The 20,122-nt window shown below is 43.3% G+C and carries 25 protein-coding genes; all 25 read left to right on the top strand.

Features of this window, described 5'->3' with window-relative positions; translation table 11 throughout:
- The first annotated feature begins 11 nt into the window (after window positions 1-11).
- Entirely contained in the window at window positions 12-461 is a 450-nt protein-coding gene (fliJ, locus tag VKA52_RS20315) for a flagellar export protein FliJ (RefSeq protein WP_326317006.1), read from the top strand.
- 4 nt (window positions 462-465) lie between these two features.
- Complete coding sequence (locus VKA52_RS20310; protein ID WP_326317005.1) at window positions 466-1,041, top strand: magnesium transporter MgtE N-terminal domain-containing protein; 576 nt, start codon at window positions 466-468, stop codon at window positions 1,039-1,041.
- Window positions 1,042-1,068: 27 nt separating this feature from the next.
- Entirely contained in the window at window positions 1,069-2,499 is a 1,431-nt protein-coding gene (locus VKA52_RS20305; RefSeq protein WP_326317004.1) for a flagellar hook-length control protein FliK, read from the top strand.
- 8 nt (window positions 2,500-2,507) lie between these two features.
- Window positions 2,508-2,975 carry a flagellar hook assembly protein FlgD gene (gene flgD / locus VKA52_RS20300; RefSeq protein ID WP_326317003.1) on the top strand — a complete coding sequence of 156 codons (468 nt, stop codon included), beginning with the start codon at window positions 2,508-2,510 and terminating at the stop codon, window positions 2,973-2,975.
- Between the two features lies 1 nt (window position 2,976).
- Complete coding sequence (locus VKA52_RS20295; protein WP_326317002.1) at window positions 2,977-3,342, top strand: TIGR02530 family flagellar biosynthesis protein; 366 nt, start codon at window positions 2,977-2,979, stop codon at window positions 3,340-3,342.
- 82 nt (window positions 3,343-3,424) lie between these two features.
- Window positions 3,425-4,333, top strand: a complete 909-nt coding sequence (flgG, locus tag VKA52_RS20290) for a flagellar basal body rod protein FlgG (protein ID WP_160913207.1) — start codon at window positions 3,425-3,427, stop codon at window positions 4,331-4,333.
- A gap of 43 nt (window positions 4,334-4,376) precedes the next feature.
- Window positions 4,377-4,592 carry a flagellar FlbD family protein gene (locus tag VKA52_RS20285; RefSeq protein WP_160913208.1) on the top strand — a complete coding sequence of 72 codons (216 nt, stop codon included), beginning with the start codon at window positions 4,377-4,379 and terminating at the stop codon, window positions 4,590-4,592.
- Window positions 4,589-5,005, top strand: coding sequence for a flagellar basal body-associated protein FliL (gene fliL / locus VKA52_RS20280; RefSeq protein ID WP_326317000.1), 417 nt, complete (start codon window positions 4,589-4,591; stop codon window positions 5,003-5,005). Before VKA52_RS20285 ends, fliL begins: the two co-directional genes overlap by 4 nt.
- A gap of 27 nt (window positions 5,006-5,032) precedes the next feature.
- Window positions 5,033-6,034: a flagellar motor switch protein FliM gene (gene fliM / locus VKA52_RS20275; protein WP_160913212.1), complete on the top strand. Its 1,002-nt coding sequence runs from the start codon at window positions 5,033-5,035 to the stop codon at window positions 6,032-6,034.
- Window positions 6,027-7,241: a flagellar motor switch phosphatase FliY gene (gene fliY, locus VKA52_RS20270; RefSeq protein ID WP_326316999.1), complete on the top strand. Its 1,215-nt coding sequence runs from the start codon at window positions 6,027-6,029 to the stop codon at window positions 7,239-7,241. Before fliM ends, fliY begins: the two co-directional genes overlap by 8 nt.
- Before the next feature lie 27 nt (window positions 7,242-7,268).
- On the top strand, window positions 7,269-7,631 hold the full coding sequence (locus VKA52_RS20265) for a response regulator (protein ID WP_160913216.1): 363 nt from the start codon (window positions 7,269-7,271) through the stop codon (window positions 7,629-7,631).
- Between the two features lie 11 nt (window positions 7,632-7,642).
- Window positions 7,643-8,302 carry a flagellar biosynthetic protein FliO gene (locus tag VKA52_RS20260; protein ID WP_326316997.1) on the top strand — a complete coding sequence of 220 codons (660 nt, stop codon included), beginning with the start codon at window positions 7,643-7,645 and terminating at the stop codon, window positions 8,300-8,302.
- Window positions 8,295-8,960, top strand: a complete 666-nt coding sequence (fliP, locus tag VKA52_RS20255) for a flagellar type III secretion system pore protein FliP (protein WP_160913220.1) — start codon at window positions 8,295-8,297, stop codon at window positions 8,958-8,960. Before VKA52_RS20260 ends, fliP begins: the two co-directional genes overlap by 8 nt.
- Before the next feature lie 17 nt (window positions 8,961-8,977).
- Window positions 8,978-9,247, top strand: a complete 270-nt coding sequence (fliQ, locus tag VKA52_RS20250) for a flagellar biosynthesis protein FliQ (protein ID WP_089652403.1) — start codon at window positions 8,978-8,980, stop codon at window positions 9,245-9,247.
- A gap of 1 nt (window position 9,248) precedes the next feature.
- Window positions 9,249-10,025, top strand: a complete 777-nt coding sequence (gene fliR / locus VKA52_RS20245; RefSeq protein ID WP_160913222.1) for a flagellar biosynthetic protein FliR — start codon at window positions 9,249-9,251, stop codon at window positions 10,023-10,025.
- A 5-nt stretch (window positions 10,026-10,030) separates the two neighbouring features.
- Window positions 10,031-11,116, top strand: coding sequence for a flagellar biosynthesis protein FlhB (gene flhB / locus VKA52_RS20240; protein WP_326316994.1), 1,086 nt, complete (start codon window positions 10,031-10,033; stop codon window positions 11,114-11,116).
- A gap of 17 nt (window positions 11,117-11,133) precedes the next feature.
- Window positions 11,134-13,164, top strand: a complete 2,031-nt coding sequence (flhA, locus tag VKA52_RS20235) for a flagellar biosynthesis protein FlhA (RefSeq protein ID WP_160913226.1) — start codon at window positions 11,134-11,136, stop codon at window positions 13,162-13,164.
- Between the two features lie 2 nt (window positions 13,165-13,166).
- Window positions 13,167-14,267: a flagellar biosynthesis protein FlhF gene (gene flhF / locus VKA52_RS20230; protein ID WP_326316991.1), complete on the top strand. Its 1,101-nt coding sequence runs from the start codon at window positions 13,167-13,169 to the stop codon at window positions 14,265-14,267.
- A complete protein-coding gene (locus VKA52_RS20225; protein WP_326316990.1) occupies window positions 14,251-15,111 on the top strand; it encodes a MinD/ParA family protein in 861 nt (286 codons plus the stop codon). Before flhF ends, VKA52_RS20225 begins: the two co-directional genes overlap by 17 nt.
- 4 nt (window positions 15,112-15,115) lie before the next feature.
- Window positions 15,116-16,168, top strand: coding sequence for a protein-glutamate methylesterase/protein-glutamine glutaminase (locus VKA52_RS20220; protein ID WP_326316989.1), 1,053 nt, complete (start codon window positions 15,116-15,118; stop codon window positions 16,166-16,168).
- Window positions 16,169-16,172: 4 nt separating this feature from the next.
- Entirely contained in the window at window positions 16,173-18,182 is a 2,010-nt protein-coding gene (locus tag VKA52_RS20215; protein WP_326316987.1) for a chemotaxis protein CheA, read from the top strand.
- Between the two features lie 18 nt (window positions 18,183-18,200).
- Window positions 18,201-18,668 (top strand): chemotaxis protein CheW, encoded by a 468-nt coding sequence (locus VKA52_RS20210; protein WP_326316986.1) that lies wholly within the window; start codon window positions 18,201-18,203, stop codon window positions 18,666-18,668.
- A complete protein-coding gene (locus tag VKA52_RS20205) occupies window positions 18,661-19,305 on the top strand; it encodes a chemotaxis protein CheC (RefSeq protein ID WP_326316984.1) in 645 nt (214 codons plus the stop codon). The genes VKA52_RS20210 and VKA52_RS20205 overlap by 8 nt, the downstream gene beginning before the upstream one ends.
- Window positions 19,292-19,795: a chemotaxis protein CheD gene (locus VKA52_RS20200; RefSeq protein ID WP_326316983.1), complete on the top strand. Its 504-nt coding sequence runs from the start codon at window positions 19,292-19,294 to the stop codon at window positions 19,793-19,795. Before VKA52_RS20205 ends, VKA52_RS20200 begins: the two co-directional genes overlap by 14 nt.
- Window positions 19,792-20,082: a hypothetical protein gene (locus VKA52_RS20195; RefSeq protein WP_326316981.1), complete on the top strand. Its 291-nt coding sequence runs from the start codon at window positions 19,792-19,794 to the stop codon at window positions 20,080-20,082. Before VKA52_RS20200 ends, VKA52_RS20195 begins: the two co-directional genes overlap by 4 nt.
- The last annotated feature ends 40 nt before the right edge of the window (window positions 20,083-20,122 follow it).

Genomic DNA, 20,122 nt, shown 5'->3' with positions numbered 1-20,122 from the left:
GGCTGAATGACATGGCTGAAATTCAAACATTCCAAAGAATTAGAGACTTGAGAGATAGAGAGAAACAACAAAACCACAAGGTCTATCAGGATGCGGTCAATGATTTCGAAAAACAGGCAGAAAAACTTTATGAATGCCTGAGAAAAAAGGAATTAGCGGAAAAAAGCTTTGAAGAAGAAATGAAGAACCAAACAGTGAGAGCGGATGCGATCGTGCGGCACCAGCGATACATACAAAGTTTACAGGAAACGATCGACCACCTCCAACCTGCTGTGCAAATTGCCAGAGTGAATATGCAGCAAAAACAAGCCAAACTTTCCAGGGCTCATATAGAGGTGAAGAAGTTTGAAAAGATTGTGGAGCATAAGCAGGAAGAGCAATGGAATTTTATGAAACATGAAGAAACCAAGCAGATGGATGAACTATCCATGCAACAATACTTGAATTTTCAGAATAGGTGATGGAATGACAAAGAGTACATACACGAAAAAAGACAAAAAATCCTTTTTGAAAATCATCACCGCCATTATCTTTCCCTTGATTTTTCTTATCACACTGACATTGATTGTACTCACCTTGAGTGGCGTAAATGTTTTTGAGGAGGTTGAGAGGTACGCCAGTCGTATTCCAGGTCTATCCTCTGTTGCTTCATCTGAAGGTAAAGATACAGATGGTGGCGAGATGGACCGATTGAAGGCCGTCATTGCCAACAAAGAAGCGGAAGTGGAAGAACTCCAATCAGAAGCTGATAGTAAACAGAGTCAAATCAATGAACTGGAACAACAAGTGGTGCAGTTGAAAGCTGATTTGGAAGAGGCAGTGGCAGAAGAGGGGAACAATGAGGATTCAAAAGTATCAGCAATGGCTCGCTCCTTTCAGGAGATGGATCCAGAAGAAGCGGCTCCTATCCTCGAAAGTATGAACCAAAATCTAGCGGTCCAAGTCTTGAGTGAAGTAGCCAGTGAAGAAAAAGGAGAAATCCTGGGTCAGATGGACCCTGAAGCTGCAGCTAACATTGCAAGTATGCTGATTGAAGAGTAAGACTTCCTTGAAAGGGGGTGCAAAAAAATGAATACAGCTTTAATGACGCTCTCCGGGCCATCTCACAAAAAAGTGATGAATTCTATTATGAAAAAAGAGGAAGAGGGAGCCACTGAAGAAGTTTTGTTTGGATCTATTCTTCTCGATCTTCAAGGAAGGACCACAGTGTCAATTCCAGAGGAAAGCAACCTAAAGGAAACAAAAGAAAAATTCATGGAGCTTTTTAATAAAATCGAGGCCATGATTTCGAACCTGATAGAACAAGGTGAATGGTCTGATGGTCAAGGTGCGTATTGGAATGAAACCATTCGCAATGCTAAAGGAGCGGTCTCTGAAGGACTTTTCTCAAAAATAATTTCACCCATGGAAGAACTGGGACAGCAACTCATCGCTGAAGAACCCCTTGCTGATTTATCCGAACAGACCCAGGAACTGGCAGGAACATTCAAAGAACTGGCATTACTTCTGAAAACAGTGACGACAAAGAGTGAAAGCTCCCTGCAGCACCTTACTCCTTTATTTACTGGGGAAGAGGTTGTATCTGCTTCAAATCCTGACCACATAGAAAAAAACTTACATAAGACATGGCAGGAGATGAAGAGCATCATTCAGACTTTTCATGAGAAAGATCCTTCTCCTCAAGCTTCTCATAAAGCTGGGAAAGAAATGAAGGAATTGTTACAGAAGTTCATGCATCTTGTTGAGTCGCTACCTAATCATAAATCAACAGGGCAGGGTGTTCTTGAAAGGATTACTCAGGAAGGTACGCTTCAAGAGCGACAGGTGTTCAGTAAATTGATCCATATGTATCAAAACCGGACGGATGTTCCAAAAACTTACCATCAACAAACACCTCTAACAGGAAAGGACATCGTTAAATGGGTGAAGCAGGCAATGGGGGAAGATCTTCAACAAGAGCCTAAACTTCAAGCCCCCAAGTATCAGCCATTATCCAATAATGTAACGATGCCCATGACTAAAGTGGAACAACATGTCATCCATATGAACCAGAATCAAGAGAGCACATCTTCTCAAAAACAGATGATCCAGCAGCTGGAGAAAATCATTCAATCCAGTCGGCTGCTCACAAATCCTAAAGGCAGTATGGAAATGCTGATTAAGTTGAAACCGGGGAACCTTGGGGATCTAACCGTAAAATTTGCTCAGGTTAATGGGGAAATGGCAGTGAAGATATTAGTAACGAGTCAAGCCGCTAAAGAGATGCTCGAAGGGAACAAAACGCAACTGAGACATATGTTTTCCCCTCAGCAAGTGGTGATAGAAAAGGTGGAATCATCTGCTTTGCAGCAACAGCTCCATGAGCAGATGGATAGCAGCAGTAAAGACCGGGAGCAACCAAATGACCATAATCAGCATGTTGAAGAGCAGGATGATATGGAAATGACAGAGAACGAAGAACTCAGTTTCCACGAAATCTTAATGAATGAGAAAGTATAGGTGATGGTATGACAAGTATTGATCCCTCTCTCTATTTGCAGAATCAGCAGGTTCGAGGGACCGGGAGCAGCACGCTCGGTAAAGATGATTTCTTGAAAATCCTCATGGCTCAAATAAAAAACCAAAATCCGCTGGACCCTATGAAAGACAAAGAGTTTATTTCACAAATGACAGAGTTCTCAAGCCTTGAACAGATGACAAATATGTCACAGTCCTTTCAAAGATTCATAGACACCCAGAATCTCCCTCCGCTTATTCAATACAGTGGGCTGATTGGAAAAGAAGTTTCTTATCCAGTTTATGATCAGGATACAGGACTAGTGGATCGTACGGAATCAGACATTGTCCAAGCGGTCAACCAGTCCGGAGGAGAAACTTACCTGGAACTCGAATCAGGAGAGAAAATCTCAGTGGCACACATTACCAAAGTTGGTGAAGTGGACGGAAATTCTGAGAAAGAGGTTGAAGAGGGATAAGATGGACCCGCGCATTCAATCTTTACACAGGCCGTTATCCATACCAAAAAAGCAGCCGCTGGCTAAGAAGGCTAATGTTCCTTTTCAACAGTTCCTTCATGGAGCGAAAGAAATCAAAGTAAGTAAACATGCGATGGACAGGTTACAAGAGCGGAAGATTGAGATCAGTGAAAAAACCTGGTCAAAAATTGGAGAGAAAATGATCGAAGCCCGCAAAAAAGGGGTCGACCAATCCTTGGTCGTACTTAAGGAAGCAGCCCTCGTGGTCAGCTCAAAAAATCGAACGGTTGTAACCGCCATGGACCGCGAGGAGACACAATCTCAGATTTTCACCAATATTAATGGAACCATTTTTGTAAACGAATAGGCTGGACCCTTAACGGGAGGCCTTACCATCTGCTGACCGATTGATGCAGGTGAACCTACCGAAGGAAAGGAATGTCGTCAATATGCTACGTTCAATGTACTCAGGGATTTCTGGTATGAAAGGCTTTCAGACAAAACTCGATACGATTGGAAATAACATCGCAAACGTCAACACTTATGGTTTTAAAAAAGGGAGAGTCACTTTTCAGGATATGATGAGCCAGACGATGTCTGCCGCTCAGGGGCCTACCGCTTTGGCTGACGGAGAGAATATAAGAGGGGGATTGAATCCTTCCCAGGTGGGGCTTGGGTCTCAAGTGGGTTCAATTGATACCATCCACACTCAGGGAAACAGGCAAACGACGAACCGTCCATTGGATTTAGCTTTAGAAGGAGATGGGATGTTCGTTTTGGGTGAAGGTACAGCAGAGCTTCCCATTTCGACGGATGATGCTGCTCTGGATTTGCAAGCTGTTAATTTATCTTTTACACGTGCAGGGAACTTTTATCTGGATAGTGATGGAGCCATTGTAAATGGTGAAGGAAAATACTTGATTGGTCAGAACGGCGAAGGTGGAGGAGCAGGAGCAATCACCATTCCTACAGATGCCCAAAGTTTCAGTATACAGACCGACGGCACAGTCAACTACATCGATAGTACTGGTAATACTGCTGTAGCTGGTCAAATTCGTTTGGCGCAATTCTCTAACCCGAGTGGTCTTCAGAAAATTGGAGGAAATGCGTTCCAGAATACGAATAACGCTGGAGTTTACTCCGTTGATGGCGAAGGTTTAGCAGGTATCGATGATTTAATTGCTCCTGGTCAAAACGGTACGGGGCAGACAGTATCTGGAGCACTGGAAATGTCCAACGTCGATCTTGCGGAGTCCTTCACTGAAATGATAACGGCTCAACGTGGATTCCAGGCAAACACAAGAATCATCACTACATCGGATGAAATCTTACAAGAACTCGTCAACTTGAAACGATAAAAGGGGGTAGAGGGGTTGAATATCCGCCCCTCTCTATATATCAATGATTACTTTAACTAAATTAAACGGCCAGCTTTTTACTTTCAATGCTATCTACATAGAGCAAATCCAATCGAACCCTGATACGACAGTGATCACAACAACAGGCCGGACGATCCTCGTGAAAGAAAGTGAAGCTGAGGTCGTTGAAAAGGTCACGAGTTTTTATAAAAACATCGGTATTGTCGGGGTGAGAGACAAGGCAGGGGATGACGAATGAATGGATTTAAAGTGATGGTGATTACGTTAAGCACGTTGACCGTCATCGGTGTCGTAGCACTTGTGCTTGTTCTCAATTTTAATGGAGAAAGCGAAGCGAGTGGGGAAAGATCGATTGATGATATTCGTGAAGCCTCTTTTTTAACAGAAGAGATTACTACGGATTTGCAAAACGGAGATTATGTCCGGATCAGCTTTCGGGTTGTGACGGATAGCAAAGAATCGATGGAAGAAATGAAGAAAAGAGACTTTCAAATGCAAAATGTTCTTCTGAAAGAATTATCGACTATGGATTCTGAGACGTTTCAGTCTGGACTCTCAGATCTTGAAGCGAAAGTCAAATTAAGACTGAATGATTTCATGGATGAAGGAGAAGTCACAGACGTCTATACGGTAAACAAGGTCCTTCAATAATAGAGAAAAAGAAAGGGGGGTGAGGTTTTGGCAGAAGAGGTTCTCTCGCAGAATGAGATCGATTCATTGCTTTCGGCCCTATCTACCGGGGAGATGAATGCAGAGGAGTTAAAGAACGAAAATAATGAAAAAAAGGTAAAAGTTTATGATTTTAAGAGAGCGCTCCGCTTTTCTAAGGATCAGATCAGAAGTTTAACACGAATACACGAAAATTTTTCCAGGTTGTTGACGACTTATTTTTCAGCGCAACTGAGAACTTATGTGAACATTGAAGTGGCATCAGTGGATCAGTTGCCTTATGAAGAATTTATCCGGTCGATTCCTACGATGACGATCCTGAATATTTTCAGCGTGCCTCCCCTTGAAGGACGGATTCTCTTAGAGGCAAATCCCAACGTTTCTTACGCCATGATGGATCGTGTGCTTGGAGGTAAAGGAAGCAGCGTCAACAAGATCGAGAATTTAACCGAAATTGAAACAACGATCATGTCTCATCTTTTTGAAAGGTCTTTAGAGAATTATCAAGAAGCATGGGGCTCGATTGTCGATATCGATCCTTTACTGGAAGAATTTGAAGTGAATCCGCAATTTCTACAAATGGTCTCACCAAATGAAACCGTAGTCGTTGTGTCATTGAACACGACCATAGGCGAGACAAGCGGGATGATCAACATTTGTATTCCGCATGTTGTACTGGAGCCGATTATCCCAAGATTATCTGTGCACTACTGGATGCAGAAAGAAAAACCAAAAGAACGGGATCCAGAAGAAGTCCAAGCCATCAGTCATACCATCAAGGAAGCAGAGCTGGATGTTAGGGCGGTCCTCGGAGAGGCTGACATGAGCATCGAACAATTTTTAGGGTTGAGTAAAGAGGATGTCATCCGTCTTGACCAGCCCATCGATCAACCGCTGAAAATGAAGGTGGATGATGAAGTTAAATTTTACATACAGCCAGGGAAATCAAGAAATAAACTGGCTGTGCAAGTATTAGAGGAATATCAAGGGGGTGCCGGAGAAAATGAGTGATGATATGTTATCCCAAGATGAAATTGATGCGCTATTAAACGGTGGGGGTGACAATGACAACGAAGAGGGCCTCTTGGATAATGAAGAAACGTTATCGTCATTGGAGGAAGACGCCTTAGGTGAGATCGGCAACATTTCATTCGGGAGTTCAGCGACTGCCCTATCTTCACTTTTGAATCAGAAGGTTGATATTACAACACCGCAGATTTCCGTCTTGGAAAGAAAGAATTTACCGGATGAATTCCCGAAGCCGCACGTAGCGGTCGGCGTTACTTATACCCACGGTTTTTCAGGTGAAAATGTATTCGTAATTCGAACGAAGGATGCCGCCATTATTGCTGATTTAATGCTTGGCGGTGACGGTACCGACCCGGATGATCACCTGAATGAAATTGCATTGAGTGCCGTACAGGAAGCGATGAATCAGATGATGGGATCTGCGGCTACGAGTATGTCGACGATCTTTAATAAAAAAGTAGACATATCTCCGCCAGCCATCGATGTGCTGAATTTGGAGGAAGATGAAGGTACGCACAAGATTCCGGACGAGGAAGTGCTTGTAAAAGTCTCCTTCCAACTCCAGGTAGGGCATTTGATTGATTCCAATATCATGCAGCTCATCCCGGTGAGTTTCGCTAAAGAGCTTGTGGAAGAATTAATGAACCCACAGCAGGAAGAATCTAAGGCTGGAGAGAGCTTTACGTCTGCAGAGAAACCACTTTCAAAGAGTGAAACTGAACCGGTGAAAGAGCAACCTTCTGTTCAAAATCATGAGAAGCAGGGGGACAACATGTCTGAACATACATTCTATGAATCTCCCATGACAGAAGAGCCGCCTCATTCTCCGCAATATGTAGGAGGACCGGCCGGACAGTCAGCAGATGATGCAAATGTTCAAACGGCCGAGTTTCAAAGTTTCACGCCTGTGCAATTGAATGGGTCTGAACAAAAGAATTTGGATATGTTGATGGACATTCCTTTGAAGGTGACGGTAGAGCTTGGGCGGACGAAACGTTCTGTCAGAGAAATACTGGAATTATCATCAGGTTCTGTGCTTGAACTTGATAAATTAGCGGGAGAGCCCGTGGATATCCATGTCAATGAAAAATTGATGGCCAAAGGGGAAGTTGTCGTTATTGATGAGAACTTCGGCGTACGTGTGACGGATATCCTGAGTCCTAAAGAACGTTTAACAAAATTACGATAAATAGAGCATTAATAGGGAGGATTTAATATGGCAGAAAGAATACTGATCGTAGACGACGCAGCATTTATGAGAATGATGGTAAAAGACATTTTAACGAAAAACGGCTATGAAATTGCTGGTGAAGCGGAAGATGGCAAAAAAGCCGTTGAACTCTATAAAGAGGAACAGCCGGATTTGGTTACGATGGATATTACAATGCCGGAGATGGATGGAATTACGGCATTGAAGGAAATTAAAGGCCAACACCCGGATGCCAAAGTGATTATGTGTTCCGCTATGGGACAGCAAGCCATGGTTGTGGATGCCATTCAGGCTGGAGCGAAAGATTTTATCGTTAAACCATTCCAGGCTGATCGTGTAATCGAAGCTATTCAAAAAGCGTTGAGTTAAGAAGAGTGTCCATGATTTCTACAACAAGAGTGACAGTGGCAGCCGTGCTCATCATCCTGATGATGACAGTTTTTCCTGTACAAGGATTTGCCCAGCCCTCGGCCTTCGAATGTTTGGAGAACCCTCAGCTTGAGGGTTGTCCTTCCTCTGAAGGTGGGCAGAAAGAAGATCAGCAGACATCAGATTCCCCTGTAGAAATGAAGGGCGGGGGTAGTCTTGTGTGGAATGTGGTTAAACTGATCTTTGCATTGATCTTTGTAGTGGCTCTGCTATATGGATTGCTTAAGTTCTTTAACCAAAAAAATAAAATGTTTAATCAGAACCGTACGATGGAGAACCTGGGTGGAATGAACCTGGGCCCAAGCCGCTCGATCCAGGCTGTACGTATTGGTGAACAAGTCTTTATCCTGGGAGTGGGGGAGACGGTACAGATCATAACTGAAATCACCGAAGAAGAGACAAAGCAGACGTTGTTGAATCAGGAGCAGAACGGGAGCCCATCTCCAAACTTGAACATAAAAAAATGGACGAACAAATGGAAAGACAGACAGGAACCAAGTGGCTCCTCTTCTATTCAATTTCAGCAACTGTTTGAAAACCAATTGAACGATATGAAAGATAAAAGGAAGAAAGTTATGGATGAGAAGAGGAGGGATTCCGAGCATGAATGAATTCATTGATATCTTCTCAAGTTCAGACCCGGAGAGTGTCGCAACTTCAGTCAAATTGCTTTTATTGCTGACGGTCCTATCCTTGGCACCGGGCATTTTAATATTAATGACAAGCTTCACAAGAATTTTGATCGTTTTGTCATTTGTCAGGACTTCACTGGCTACTCAATCCATGCCCCCCAATCAAGTTCTCATCGGGATCGCATTATTCCTCACTTTCTTCATTATGGCCCCCACATTTCAGGAAGTGAATGAAGAAGCATTGACACCGCTTTTCAATGAAGAAATTACGTTAGATGAAGCCTATGAGGAAGCAAGTGAACCTATGAAAGAATTCATGGGAAAACATACGAGACAAAAGGATCTCGCATTATTTATGAATTATTCAGGCTTGGAAGCACCTGAAAGCATTCAAGATGTCCCGCTCACGACTCTTGTTCCAGCCTTTGCCATCAGTGAATTGAAAACGGCTTTTCAAATGGGATTTATGATCTTTGTTCCTTTTCTAGTCATTGATATGGCTGTAGCGAGTGTTCTTATGTCCATGGGAATGATGATGCTTCCGCCCGTCATGATCTCCCTGCCATTTAAAATTCTACTCTTTGTCCTAGTGGATGGGTGGTACTTAATATCAAAATCTTTATTGGAAGGCTTTTAAGATCGGAGGTTTAAAGAATGAACAGTAATATGGTGATCTCGTTTGCTAAAGAAGGCATTTATACCGTCCTCCTCATTTCGGGTCCATTATTGATTTTGGCACTGGCCATTGGATTACTTGTCAGTATTTTTCAGGCAACGACGCAAATTCAGGAACAAACGCTTGCTTTCATTCCAAAAATCGTGGCTGTTATGATTGGTCTCATCGTCTTCGGGCCGTGGATGCTTACCAATATGGTTGAATTCACTGCTAATATTTTTAATAACTTGAATATCCTGGTGGGATAAGATGCTGGATACGATCGATTGGGCCAATGTGCCAGCGTTTTTGCTCATATTAGTAAGGGTGACGTCTTTTTTTGTAACGCTTCCTCTCTTTTCATATCGGACCGTTCCGACGAGACATAAAGTCGCCTTCAGTTTTTTCTTGGCTGCGATCATGTACTTCACCGTTCCTGCGCCTGAACTGACCATTGATGCAGAGTATTTTCTATTATTGTTTAAAGAAATGGCCGTAGGGATCGGTGTCGGACTCTTAGCCTACATAATTCTCTCAGCAATCCAAATCGCAGGGGGATTCATAGATTTCCAGATGGGCTTTGCCATTGCTAACGTCATTGACCCGCAGACGGGTGCTCAAAGTCCATTAATTGGACAGTATTTATATATTATCACTCTATTATTTATTTTAGCTGTGGATGGTCACCATCTGATGATTGACGGCGTGTTTTACAGCTATGAAATGATTGCCATCGATCAATTTTTACCTTTAAGAGAAGAAGGATGGATTATGTTCGTCATTCAATCTTTCAACCAAATGTTCGTTGTTGCTTTTCTTATGGCCGTTCCAATCGTCGGCTGTCTGTTTTTAGTGGATATCGCTCTTGGCATCATCGCGAGAACAGTACCTCAGCTGAATGTCTTTGTTGTTGGTTTACCATTGAAAATTTTTGTAGCCCTGTCTGTGCTTGTCATTGCCATGACTTTTTATGTCATGCTCATACAGAATTTATTTGAAACGATGCTGGTGACGATGCGTGATCTTATGCAAGTATTCGGAGGTTGAGAATAATGGTTTGGTTAAAGCTTGATCTCCAGTATTTTGCTGCAGATGAAAAAACAGAGAAAGCCACACCGAAAAAACGTGAAGATACAAGAAAAAAAGGGCAGGTCCCGAAAAGCCAGGATGTGAATACCGGCTTTTTACTGCTCCTCATATTCGGAACGCTTTTCCTTCTAGGGGGTTATATGGAAGGGACACTCAAAGGCATGTACAAAGTGGCGTTCAATGAGTACATACATAAAGATCTTTCTCAAGAACAGACCCATGCGATGTTCGTGGAGATGACGATGGAAATAACCAAAATCATAGCACCCATCATGGGGGTAGCGGTTGTTGCTGGTATTGCTTCAAATCTCCTTCAGGTAGGGATTATGTTCACAGCAGAACCTTTGAAAATGGATTTAAAAAAATTGGATCCCATCAAAGGTGCGAAAAGGATTTTTTCTGCAAGAGCATTGGTCGAGCTGCTGAAATCACTCTTAAAGATCAGCATGGTTGGGGTCATCACGTTTGCCATCATTTGGGTCAATAAAGACCAAATGATGATGATGTCCCAGAAGTCGGTGGAATCGGCACTGGCTTTTTTCGGAACGATTACGACCATCATGGGGCTGGCTTCCGCACTAGCCTTGTTGATCTTATCTGTTCTGGATTACACCTATCAAAAATATGACCATGAAAAAAATATACGGATGTCCAAAAAAGACATTAAAGATGAACACAAGAACATGGAAGGTGATCCGCAAATTAAAGCAAAGATCAAGGAAAAGCAACGCCAAATGTCAGCAGCGAGAATGATGAGTGAGGTCCCGGATGCTGATGTTGTCATTACCAACCCCACTCACTATGCCATAGCGATCAAATATGATGAAGCGCAGTCAGATGCTCCCTATGTGGTCGCGATGGGCGTAGACTTTATCGCTCTTAAAATCAAGGAAGTGGCGAAATCAAACAATGTGGTGACTGTGGAAAATAGACCACTGGCGAGAGCTTTGTACCAGCATTCAGAAATTGACAAGCCGATCGATGAACAGTTTTATAAAGCTGTTGCTGAAGTGTTAGCTTATGTCTATCAATTAGAAAGAAAAATGTAAGAAAGGAGTAAACCCTTATGTCAGCAAGAGATTTATCTGTACTTATCGGCGTGATTTTAATTATCGTCATGCTTGTCATACCGTTGCCGGGGTGGCTCCTTAGCTTTTTCATACTTATTAATATTACCCTTGCCCTTATTGTCATCCTTGTGTCTATGAACATGGATGAAGCTCTGCAGTTTGCTGTCTTCCCGACATTGCTATTATTACTTACTTTATTCCGCTTGGGGTTGAACGTTTCCACTACTCGTTCCATTCTCTCTGAAGCAGAAGCTGGGGGAGTGATTGCGACATTTGGAACGTTTGTCATTGGCGGTAACCCGCTTGTCGGATTTGTGGTGTTCGTCATCTTGGTCATCATTCAATTTCTCGTTATCACAAAAGGGGCGGAAAGAGTCTCTGAAGTGGCCGCTCGTTTCACTCTGGATGCGATGCCAGGGAAGCAGATGAGCATTGATGCAGACCTTAATGCTGGAATGATCAATGAACACCAGGCAAAAGAACGTAGGGGAAAAATTGAAAATGAAGCGGACTTCTATGGAGCGATGGACGGTGCGAGTAAATTCGTGAAAGGAGATGCCATTGCTGGAATCATCATCGTCTTGATCAACATTATCTTTGGACTGATCATCGGTATGGTTCAGATGGGCATGTCTTTCAGCGAAGCGATAGATACGTACATGCGCTTGACGGTAGGGGACGGCCTTGTCAGTCAAATTCCTGCCCTTCTCATCTCAACAGCGACGGGAATTGTTGTAACGAGGGTGGCTTCTGAAGGAAATTTGAGTACAGATGTCACCAGTCAGCTGCTTCGCTATCCGAAGCTGCTTTACATTGCTGCTGTGACCATCTTCCTTCTTGGTTTGACACCGATTCCGATCTTCCTGACTACACTCATTGCGGCTGTTCTTGCCTTTGGTGGGTATTGGTTATCCCGAGAGGAGAAAGAACCGGAATTTGATGAACCGGAAGAGATGGATGAAGCGGAGAGCGATCAAATGAAATCCCCAGAAAGCGTTGTAAACTTGATAAGTATGGACCCGATTGAGTTTGAGTTTGGATATGCCTTGATCCCGATTGCGGATACGAACCAGGGAGGAGACCTCCTGGACCGTATCGTCATGATCAGAAGACAGTTGGCGATTGAACTTGGAATCGTCATCCCTGTTGTAAGAATCAGAGATAACATACAGCTGAACCCTAACGAGTACCGTCTTAAAGTGAAAGGGAACGAAGTGGCTCATGGGGAGCTTTTATTGGATCATTACTTAGCGATGAGCCCAGGAGATGATGATGGAATCGAAGGGATCGATACCCGGGAACCTGCGTTTGGCCTTCCTGCAAAATGGATTACGGAAGAACAGAAGGATGAAGCAGAACTATCCGGTTATACAGTGGTGGATCCTCCATCTGTTGTGTCAACACATATTACCGAAGTTATAAAACAGCAGGCTCATGCGTTGCTCGGAAGGCAGGAAACACAGCAGCTGATCGATCATCTGAAAGAATCTTACCCGATCCTTGTAGAAGAAGTTACACCAGAGCCGCTTCGTGTAGGTGATGTACAAAAAGTCCTTGCGAAATTATTACGAGAGAATGTCTCTGTGAAAAACCTGCCTGTTATTTTTGAAACGCTCGCTGATTTCGCAAGAATGACCAATGATACGGAGTTGCTGGCTGAATACGTGAGGCAATCTCTGTCCGCGCAAATTACGAACCAGTATAAAAAAGACAATCAATTAGTGAAAGTCATTACCGTTTCTGGAAAAGTGGAAAAGATCCTTGCCGATCATATCCAGCAGACAGAGCATGGAAGTTATTTAGCCCTGGATCCTGAAAATCAGCAGACCATTATTGCTGCGATTGCAGAACAGGTGGAGCAAATGTCCTTACAGGAAGAAACAGCCATCCTTCTATGTTCACCAGCGGTACGGATGTATGTAAAACAACTGCTGGATCGTTTCTTACCTCAAGTCGTTGTATTATCTTATAACGAATTAGATCCAACGGTAGAAGTCCAGAGTGTAGGGGTGGTGAATGTAGCGTGAGAGTGAAAAAATTTCAAGCGGCTACAATGCCGGAAGTCATGAAGAAAGTGAGAGCGGAATTAGGGGCGGATGCTGTGATCCTAAATTCCAAAGTGAAGAAATCGAATGGATTTTTAGGTCTGTTCCAAAAAGAGATCACAGAAGTCATTGCTGCCATTGACCCTTCTGATGAGCACGAGAGGACACCTGATCCAACGAGACGGGTTGATAAAATGGTAGAACAACCATCCAACGTCCACCCGAATCGTGAAATTATGGAGGAATTGAAAGAGCTTAGGTCCATCATTCAAAATCGAAAAGAAGCTTATCCTGAACCGCTTGAAATGGCTTATCAGTTTCTCTTAGGGCGTGAAGTCACGGAAGATGTAGCAGGAAATGTGATTGATCGTCTATTGGAAAAAAGAAAAAGTTTCAAAGATTTAACCGAGCTTGAAAACCACCTGAGACTGGAATTGCATGAATCTATGAAGCAGATGAAATTTGGGAAACCTGCTTTCGATAAGAAATTCATCCACTTAGTCGGACCTACGGGCGTGGGAAAAACGACCACGCTTGCGAAACTTGCGGCGGATGCCGCTTTAAATCACCAGTTGAACGTGGGTTTTATTACAACAGACACATATCGGATTGCCGCGATCGATCAGTTGAAAACATATGCAAAAATTTTGGATATCCCTCTAGAAGTTGCTTATAGCATGGAGGATTACAAGAAGGCGAAGGAACGTTTTCAAGATTTCGACCTCGTACTTGTTGATACGGCAGGAAGGAACTTCAGGGATTCATTGTTCATCCGTGAACTGCAGAAGGTGATCGACTTTCATGAGGATTCGGATAACTTCCTTGTACTAGGATTGACGAGCAAGTTCACCGATATGAGTGAGATCCTTATGCAATTCAAAGATATTCCCATCCATCAGCTGATTTTCACTAAAGCCGATGAAACCGCACGAAAGGGCAATGCCGTAAACATGGTCCTTACTCATGCTGTCGGGGTTGCTTATTTGACGGATGGGCAGAATGTACCGGATGACATTAATACAGCGTCCGCCATGGGCCTTGCTAGAGAAGTTGTGGAGGGTTTTGCAAATGAAAGATCAAGCTGAAATTCTTCGCATGCGTATGCAGGAGAAGGAAGGAAACAAACAGGCGAAAACCATAGCTGTTGCCAGCGGAAAAGGTGGGGTGGGCAAGTCGAATTTTTGCGTGAACTTTGCGTTGCAGCTCATGAGGAAAGGCCGGAAGGTTTTGATCTTTGATTTGGATATCGGTATGGGAAACATCGATATTTTAATGGGGAAATCACCCAAAAGGACATTTGTGGACTTATTTAAGGAAGATATCTCGATTCAAGATATTATTGAACGAGGACCAGAATCCTTGCCCTATATTGCCGGCGGTTCAGGACTCACACGCATTTTTGAACTTGACGACGCGAAATTCAACTATGTTCAAAATGAATTTGAACAGTTGATCAAGTCATTCGATTATATCCTCTTCGACATGGGGGCAGGGGCAACTCAAGACAGTTTGCACTTTATAAGCTCGGCCCACGAGGTGATCGTAGTGACTACTCCCGAGCCCACTTCAATTACGGACGGTTACGCGATGATTAAGCATCTTGTACATAAAGACAACAGACTTCCGATTAAAATTCTCGTGAACCGTTCGCTTAATGAGAAAAGTGGCAGAGAGACTTTTGAACGATTAGCGCTTGTAGTCAAGAGGTTCTTAGCATCAGAAGTGGCTTTATTAGGCGTTTTACCTGATGACAGATCTGTCCTTGAAGCCGTCAATAAACAGCGTCCATATGTGATTGACAGACCTAAAAGCAGAGTGAGCCGATCCCTTGAGGAGCTGGTGCTTGGTTATTTGAACGAGAGCCGTACTCAGGCATCATCATCCTTTTCGTTCGTGGATAAATTAAAGAGATTTGTTTTTGAGAGGTAGAGAAATGAAACAGCTGAGGGTACTGATCGTCGATGATTCCGCCTTTATGAGGCGAATTTTGACGGATATATTAGAAAAAGACTATCGAATCATGGTTGTTGGCACCGCTAGGAATGGCAAAGATTGTCTGGAAAAGCTGGACACCTTACGGCCGGACGTCGTAACAATGGACATAGAAATGCCAGTCATGGATGGTTTAGAGGCATTACAAAAGATCATGGAAAGTTCTCCGCTCCCTGTAGTAATGGTTTCAAGTTTGACACAGGAGGGAGCGGAAAGCACGATGAAAGCCATGAGTCTTGGAGCTGTGGATTTTATACAAAAACCATCGGGCTCTATTTCTCTTGATATGGAAAAGGTAGACAAAGATGTTGTCCGCAAGGTTCTTATTGCAGGAGAGGCCAAAGTAAAGCCACCATCTACGATAATCTCCAGTAAAAAAGTCCGTGCCCCTGACGATATGAAAGAGGAAGGGCATCTGATTGCCATAGGCACTTCCACCGGAGGACCCAGAGCTTTGCAGGAGGTTTTGACCTCTCTTCCAGGCAACCTTCCTGCCCCGATCTTAGTCGTTCAACACATGCCTAAAGGATTCACGAAATCTTTGGCTAAACGCCTCGACAGGCTGTCTGAAATTTCAGTGAAGGAAGCGGAACATATGGAGGAAATACATAAGGCCGTTGCTTATATCGCTCCAGGCGGGTACCACATGGAAGTGGTAAAGGATAACCAGCGTCTCAGGATTCATTTACATGAATCCAGTCCTCTAAATGGTCATAGACCTTCAGTGAATGTGATGTTCTCTTCCATTGCGAATCTACCGGGGTTCTCCACAACCACTGTCATCATGACAGGGATGGGGGTCGATGGTTTAGAAGGGATTCTTGCCATGAAGGAGCAGGGAAGGAACGTCTTCACGATCGCAGAAGATGAAAGTACCTGTGTTGTATACGGAATGCCAAAGGCAATCGTGAAATCAGGTCTTGCTGATGATGTCAGGAAATTAAATGAAATCAGTCACAGTATTGTAGAATCTCTTCAACATAAAAGGAGGTAGAGCTATGGAAACCAATCAATACTTGGAAGTTTTTATTGATGAAAGTAAAGAGCATTTGCAATCCATCAATGACCAACTTTTACAGTTGGAAAAAAATCCTCAAGACCTTACCATCGTCAATGAAATCTTCAGGTCGGCCCATACATTGAAAGGCATGTCAGCAACAATGGGATATCAAGATCTATCCAATTTGACACACAAAATGGAGAATGTCCTTGATGCTGTAAGGAATGCAAAAGTGTCAGTAGATGAAGGCATCTTGGATGTCGTTTTTGATTCTGTAGATGACTTGGAAGCGATGGTCATTGATATAGCGGAAGGCGGCTCGGGTGAAAGAAATGTCGAAAGAGTCGTCGAGTTATTAAAAAACATCGAAAACGGTGAAGGAGGGGCAGCGGAGGCTGCTGCTGTGGTGTCTACATCAAAGAAGACGGAAGCTGCCTCTTTACTTTCAATTGATGAATATACAAAAGCAGCTCTGGAACAATCTAGTGAATTGGGAAAAAGCAATTACCAGATTGAAGTTACATTAAGAGAGGATTGTCTTTTGAAAGCCGCCCGTGTCTATATGGTTTTTGAAATCTTAGAGCAGTCAGGGGATGTGATCAAGTCCTCTCCTTCTGTAGAAGCCTTGGAGAATGAAGATTTTGAAACGAGTTTCCAGGTTTTGCTCGTTACAGCAGATTCTCCTGAGGACATAGAAGGTCAAATTAAAAAAGTATCCGAAATTGAAAGTGTTCATGTCACTGTCTATCAGATTTCTGAAGAGACGAAAGAAGAAGCAGATTCGAAGTCTCCACAAAAGGAAAAGGCTGGTCAAGAAAGGCCGCCTGTCCAAAATGAAGAGAAAGAAGGAAAACAGGTAGGGAGTAAAACCATCCGCATCAACATTGATCGATTGGACGCTCTTATGAACTTGTTTGAAGAGCTTGTGATTGATCGGGGTCGCCTTGAACAAATATCAGATGATCTAAAGCACACGGAACTACGTGAAACAGTCGAACGCATGACACGAATCTCTGGGGATTTGCAAAGCATCATCTTAAACATGCGTATGGTACCAGTCGAGCAGGTGTTCAATCGATTTCCTAGGATGGTCCGCCAGCTTTCAAAAGATTTGAATAAGAAGATTGATTTAAGTGTAGTAGGAGCTGAAACAGAATTGGATCGTACCGTTATTGATGAAATCGGTGATCCACTTGTGCACCTTATTCGTAATGCGATCGATCATGGAATTGAGGGTCCAGTAGAAAGAGAAGCCAAAGGGAAATTTGCCACAGGAAAGCTTGAATTGAAAGCATACCACAGTGGTAATCATGTCTTCATTGAAATTTCTGATGATGGAGGCGGCATAAACCGTGACAAAGTTGTACAAAAAGCGGTGAGCAATCGCGTGGTCACAGAAGAACAGGCAGCGGCTATGACTGACTCTCAAGTGTTCGATTTGATCATGGAAAGCGGGTTTTCAACGGCAGACACCATTTCTGACGTATCAGGTAGAGGTGTAGGACTGGATGTTGTGAAAAACACCATCGAATCTCTTGGAGGGAGTATTTCCGTAGATTCGGTACCTGATGAGGGGAGTATATTCTCCATCCAGCTGCCGCTCACCCTTTCCATTATTTCCGTAATGCTGGTGGAAGTACAAAAAGAAAAATACGCTGTCCCTCTTTCATCAATTATTGAAACGGCCATCGTGAAAAAAGAAGAAATCATGCATGCCCATAACAAAAAAGTCATTGACTTCCGAGGGAAAGTCGTACCACTCGTTTTTTTGAAAGATGTGCTGAGTGTACCGCAGGAATTGGATGAAGAGGAATACTACTCTGTTGTTATTGTTCGAAAAGGAGAAAAGATGGCAGCTCTCGTTGTTAATTCATTCATTGGTCAGCAGGAGGTCGTCTTAAAGTCGCTCGGCGACTACTTATCCGGAGCTTTCGCCATTTCAGGTGCGACGATTCTGGGAGATGGACAAGTCGCATTAATCCTCGACAGCAATGCCTTAATCAAGTAACAAAGGAGGGAAAAGAAAGTGGCAGAAGAAAATAAAAAATTAAAAGTGATCGTCTTTCAAATCAACAATGAAGAATACACCGTACCTGTTAATCTCGTAGGTTCCATCGAACGACTAATGCCGATCACCCGTGTCCCCGGCACAAAATCATTTGTAAAAGGAGTCCTGAACTTAAGAGGGGTCGTCACACCGGTCATCGATTTGAGACAAAGATTCGGGATTGAAGAAGTGGCGGATACGGATGCTACAAGAATCATCACAGTGAAAATCCATGAGATGAGTGTCGGCTTGATCGTGGATGCGGCAAACGATGTCCTCGACCTGGATGAAGAAAGCATCGAACCTCCACCAGAAGTGATAGGAACAGTTGAGGCGGATTATATCCAAGGGGTATCCAAGTTGAATCAACGCCTGTTCATTTTGTTGAATTTAGAAAAAGTTCTTGCCAAAGACGATGTTCATGAGTTGAATGAGCTTTATGTCTAATTCAAAAAAATTCATTGAAGAATTTGGTCCCATCCAGCTGGATGTTTTGAAAGAAATCGGCAATATAGGTTCAGGACATGCGGCTACATCTCTATCCAAACTGCTTCAGAAGAAAATAGAGATGAATGTCCCCGGTGTAGAAGTGGTGGACTTTGACCAAGTGATGGATCTCGCCGGGGGAGCAGATAAAGAAGTCGTCAGTATTTTTCAAAGAATGGAAGGCGAGGCTCCAGGCAGTATGTTCTTTCTTATGCCCCCTTCTCAAGCTCATCATTTTGTGGAGCTTATGACAAATGCTTCCGAAGGTTTTGATAATGATGCGGGCATGGCCGTTTCTGCTCTCCAGGAACTAGGGAATATCCTGTCAGGGGCCTATCTTACCGCACTTTGCGATTTTACAGAATTGGATCTTCAATCAACGGTACCATCGATATCTCAGGATATGGTGGGGGCTATTCTAAGCATGGGATTAGTTGAACTTTCGCAAGTGAGTGACGCAGCCATTGTGATCAAGACTTCTCTTACGGATCGAGACGGAGGGGAAGGTGGATTCCTGGAAGGTCATTTCTTCCTCTTTCCTGATCCTCCCTCTTATCAGAAGATTTTTTCTTCCTTAGGAGTGAATGAAGGTGATTAAGGAAGGACAGGTCGTGAGAATTGGGATCGGAGACATGGGTATTGTCCATCCCCCGCATTTGATTCGTACTTCAGGGCTTGGTTCATGTGTTGGGATCGTACTTTATGACGATATTAAAAAACTGGCGGGAATGGCTCATATTATGCTTCCTGAAGCTTCCCTTGCAAAAAAGCAGGGACTGAAGAGAGCGAAATATGCAGATACAGCGATCGAAGATCTGATTACTGCCCTTAGAGGTGCTGGAGCGTCTTCCTATCGTTTAAAAGCGAAGCTTGCGGGTGGGGCCCAAATGTTTCAATTCACTTCCAACAGTGACATGATGCGTATAGGCCCAAGGAATGTGGAGGCGGTGAAAAAAAACCTTCAATCTCTTCATATTCCGATATTGGCAAAAGATGTAGGAGGTAAGAGCGGACGAACGATTGAATTCAACCCTGAGACAGCGAATTTGCATATTAAGAAAGTGAATCAAGGAGAAAGTGTGATTTGATGATGGGTACGCTTTTGTGGAATTTATGGACAGCCGTGTTTGGGTTTCTATTCGTTTTTTCAATCAGCACTCAAGTGACGAATTTTGATACCGCGATTTACAGGGGAACCATCGCCTTTTTAAGTTTTTTTGTACTCTCCTATGTATTTCGGGCGTTTTGGAGTTTGGTCACAGCTCCAGCCGATAATGAAGGTACTCATGAATCGGCTCAAAAAGCATCATCATCGGATATGGATATAGAAGAAACTTCAAAGATGGTGCGGGAGTTATTGAATGAAGGTTCATAAAAGGTTTTAGTAATTAACCAATTAAAGGACGGGGAGGATT

This window comes from Halobacillus sp. HZG1 (assembly GCF_035818575.1).
Lineage (GTDB): Bacteria > Bacillota > Bacilli > Bacillales > Halobacillaceae > Halobacillus > Halobacillus litoralis.
Note: the sequence above shows the minus strand (reverse complement) of the source record. Positions and strands in the feature narration are given on the sequence as shown.

Bases quoted from the DNA above. Each gene is read 5' to 3' on its own strand.
- VKA52_RS20295 (WP_326317002.1), top strand. From the start codon at position 2,977: ATGGACCCGCGCATTCAATCTTTACACAGGCCGTTATCCATACCAAAA.
- VKA52_RS20200 (WP_326316983.1), top strand. From the start codon at position 19,292: ATGAAGGTGATTAAGGAAGGACAGGTCGTGAGAATTGGGATCGGAGAC.
- flhA (WP_160913226.1), top strand. From the start codon at position 11,134: ATGTCAGCAAGAGATTTATCTGTACTTATCGGCGTGATTTTAATTATC.
- flgG (WP_160913207.1), top strand. From the start codon at position 3,425: ATGCTACGTTCAATGTACTCAGGGATTTCTGGTATGAAAGGCTTTCAG.
- VKA52_RS20260 (WP_326316997.1), top strand. From the start codon at position 7,643: ATGATTTCTACAACAAGAGTGACAGTGGCAGCCGTGCTCATCATCCTG.
- fliQ (WP_089652403.1), top strand. From the start codon at position 8,978: ATGAACAGTAATATGGTGATCTCGTTTGCTAAAGAAGGCATTTATACC.
- VKA52_RS20265 (WP_160913216.1), top strand. From the start codon at position 7,269: ATGGCAGAAAGAATACTGATCGTAGACGACGCAGCATTTATGAGAATG.
- VKA52_RS20215 (WP_326316987.1), top strand. From the start codon at position 16,173: ATGGAAACCAATCAATACTTGGAAGTTTTTATTGATGAAAGTAAAGAG.
- fliY (WP_326316999.1), top strand. From the start codon at position 6,027: ATGAGTGATGATATGTTATCCCAAGATGAAATTGATGCGCTATTAAAC.
- fliP (WP_160913220.1), top strand. From the start codon at position 8,295: ATGAATGAATTCATTGATATCTTCTCAAGTTCAGACCCGGAGAGTGTC.
- VKA52_RS20225 (WP_326316990.1), top strand. From the start codon at position 14,251: ATGAAAGATCAAGCTGAAATTCTTCGCATGCGTATGCAGGAGAAGGAA.
- VKA52_RS20310 (WP_326317005.1), top strand. From the start codon at position 466: ATGACAAAGAGTACATACACGAAAAAAGACAAAAAATCCTTTTTGAAA.
- fliJ (WP_326317006.1), top strand. From the start codon at position 12: ATGGCTGAAATTCAAACATTCCAAAGAATTAGAGACTTGAGAGATAGA.
- fliL (WP_326317000.1), top strand. From the start codon at position 4,589: ATGAATGGATTTAAAGTGATGGTGATTACGTTAAGCACGTTGACCGTC.
- VKA52_RS20220 (WP_326316989.1), top strand. From the start codon at position 15,116: ATGAAACAGCTGAGGGTACTGATCGTCGATGATTCCGCCTTTATGAGG.
- VKA52_RS20285 (WP_160913208.1), top strand. From the start codon at position 4,377: ATGATTACTTTAACTAAATTAAACGGCCAGCTTTTTACTTTCAATGCT.
- flhB (WP_326316994.1), top strand. From the start codon at position 10,031: ATGGTTTGGTTAAAGCTTGATCTCCAGTATTTTGCTGCAGATGAAAAA.
- fliR (WP_160913222.1), top strand. From the start codon at position 9,249: ATGCTGGATACGATCGATTGGGCCAATGTGCCAGCGTTTTTGCTCATA.
- VKA52_RS20205 (WP_326316984.1), top strand. From the start codon at position 18,661: ATGTCTAATTCAAAAAAATTCATTGAAGAATTTGGTCCCATCCAGCTG.
- VKA52_RS20305 (WP_326317004.1), top strand. From the start codon at position 1,069: ATGAATACAGCTTTAATGACGCTCTCCGGGCCATCTCACAAAAAAGTG.
- flgD (WP_326317003.1), top strand. From the start codon at position 2,508: ATGACAAGTATTGATCCCTCTCTCTATTTGCAGAATCAGCAGGTTCGA.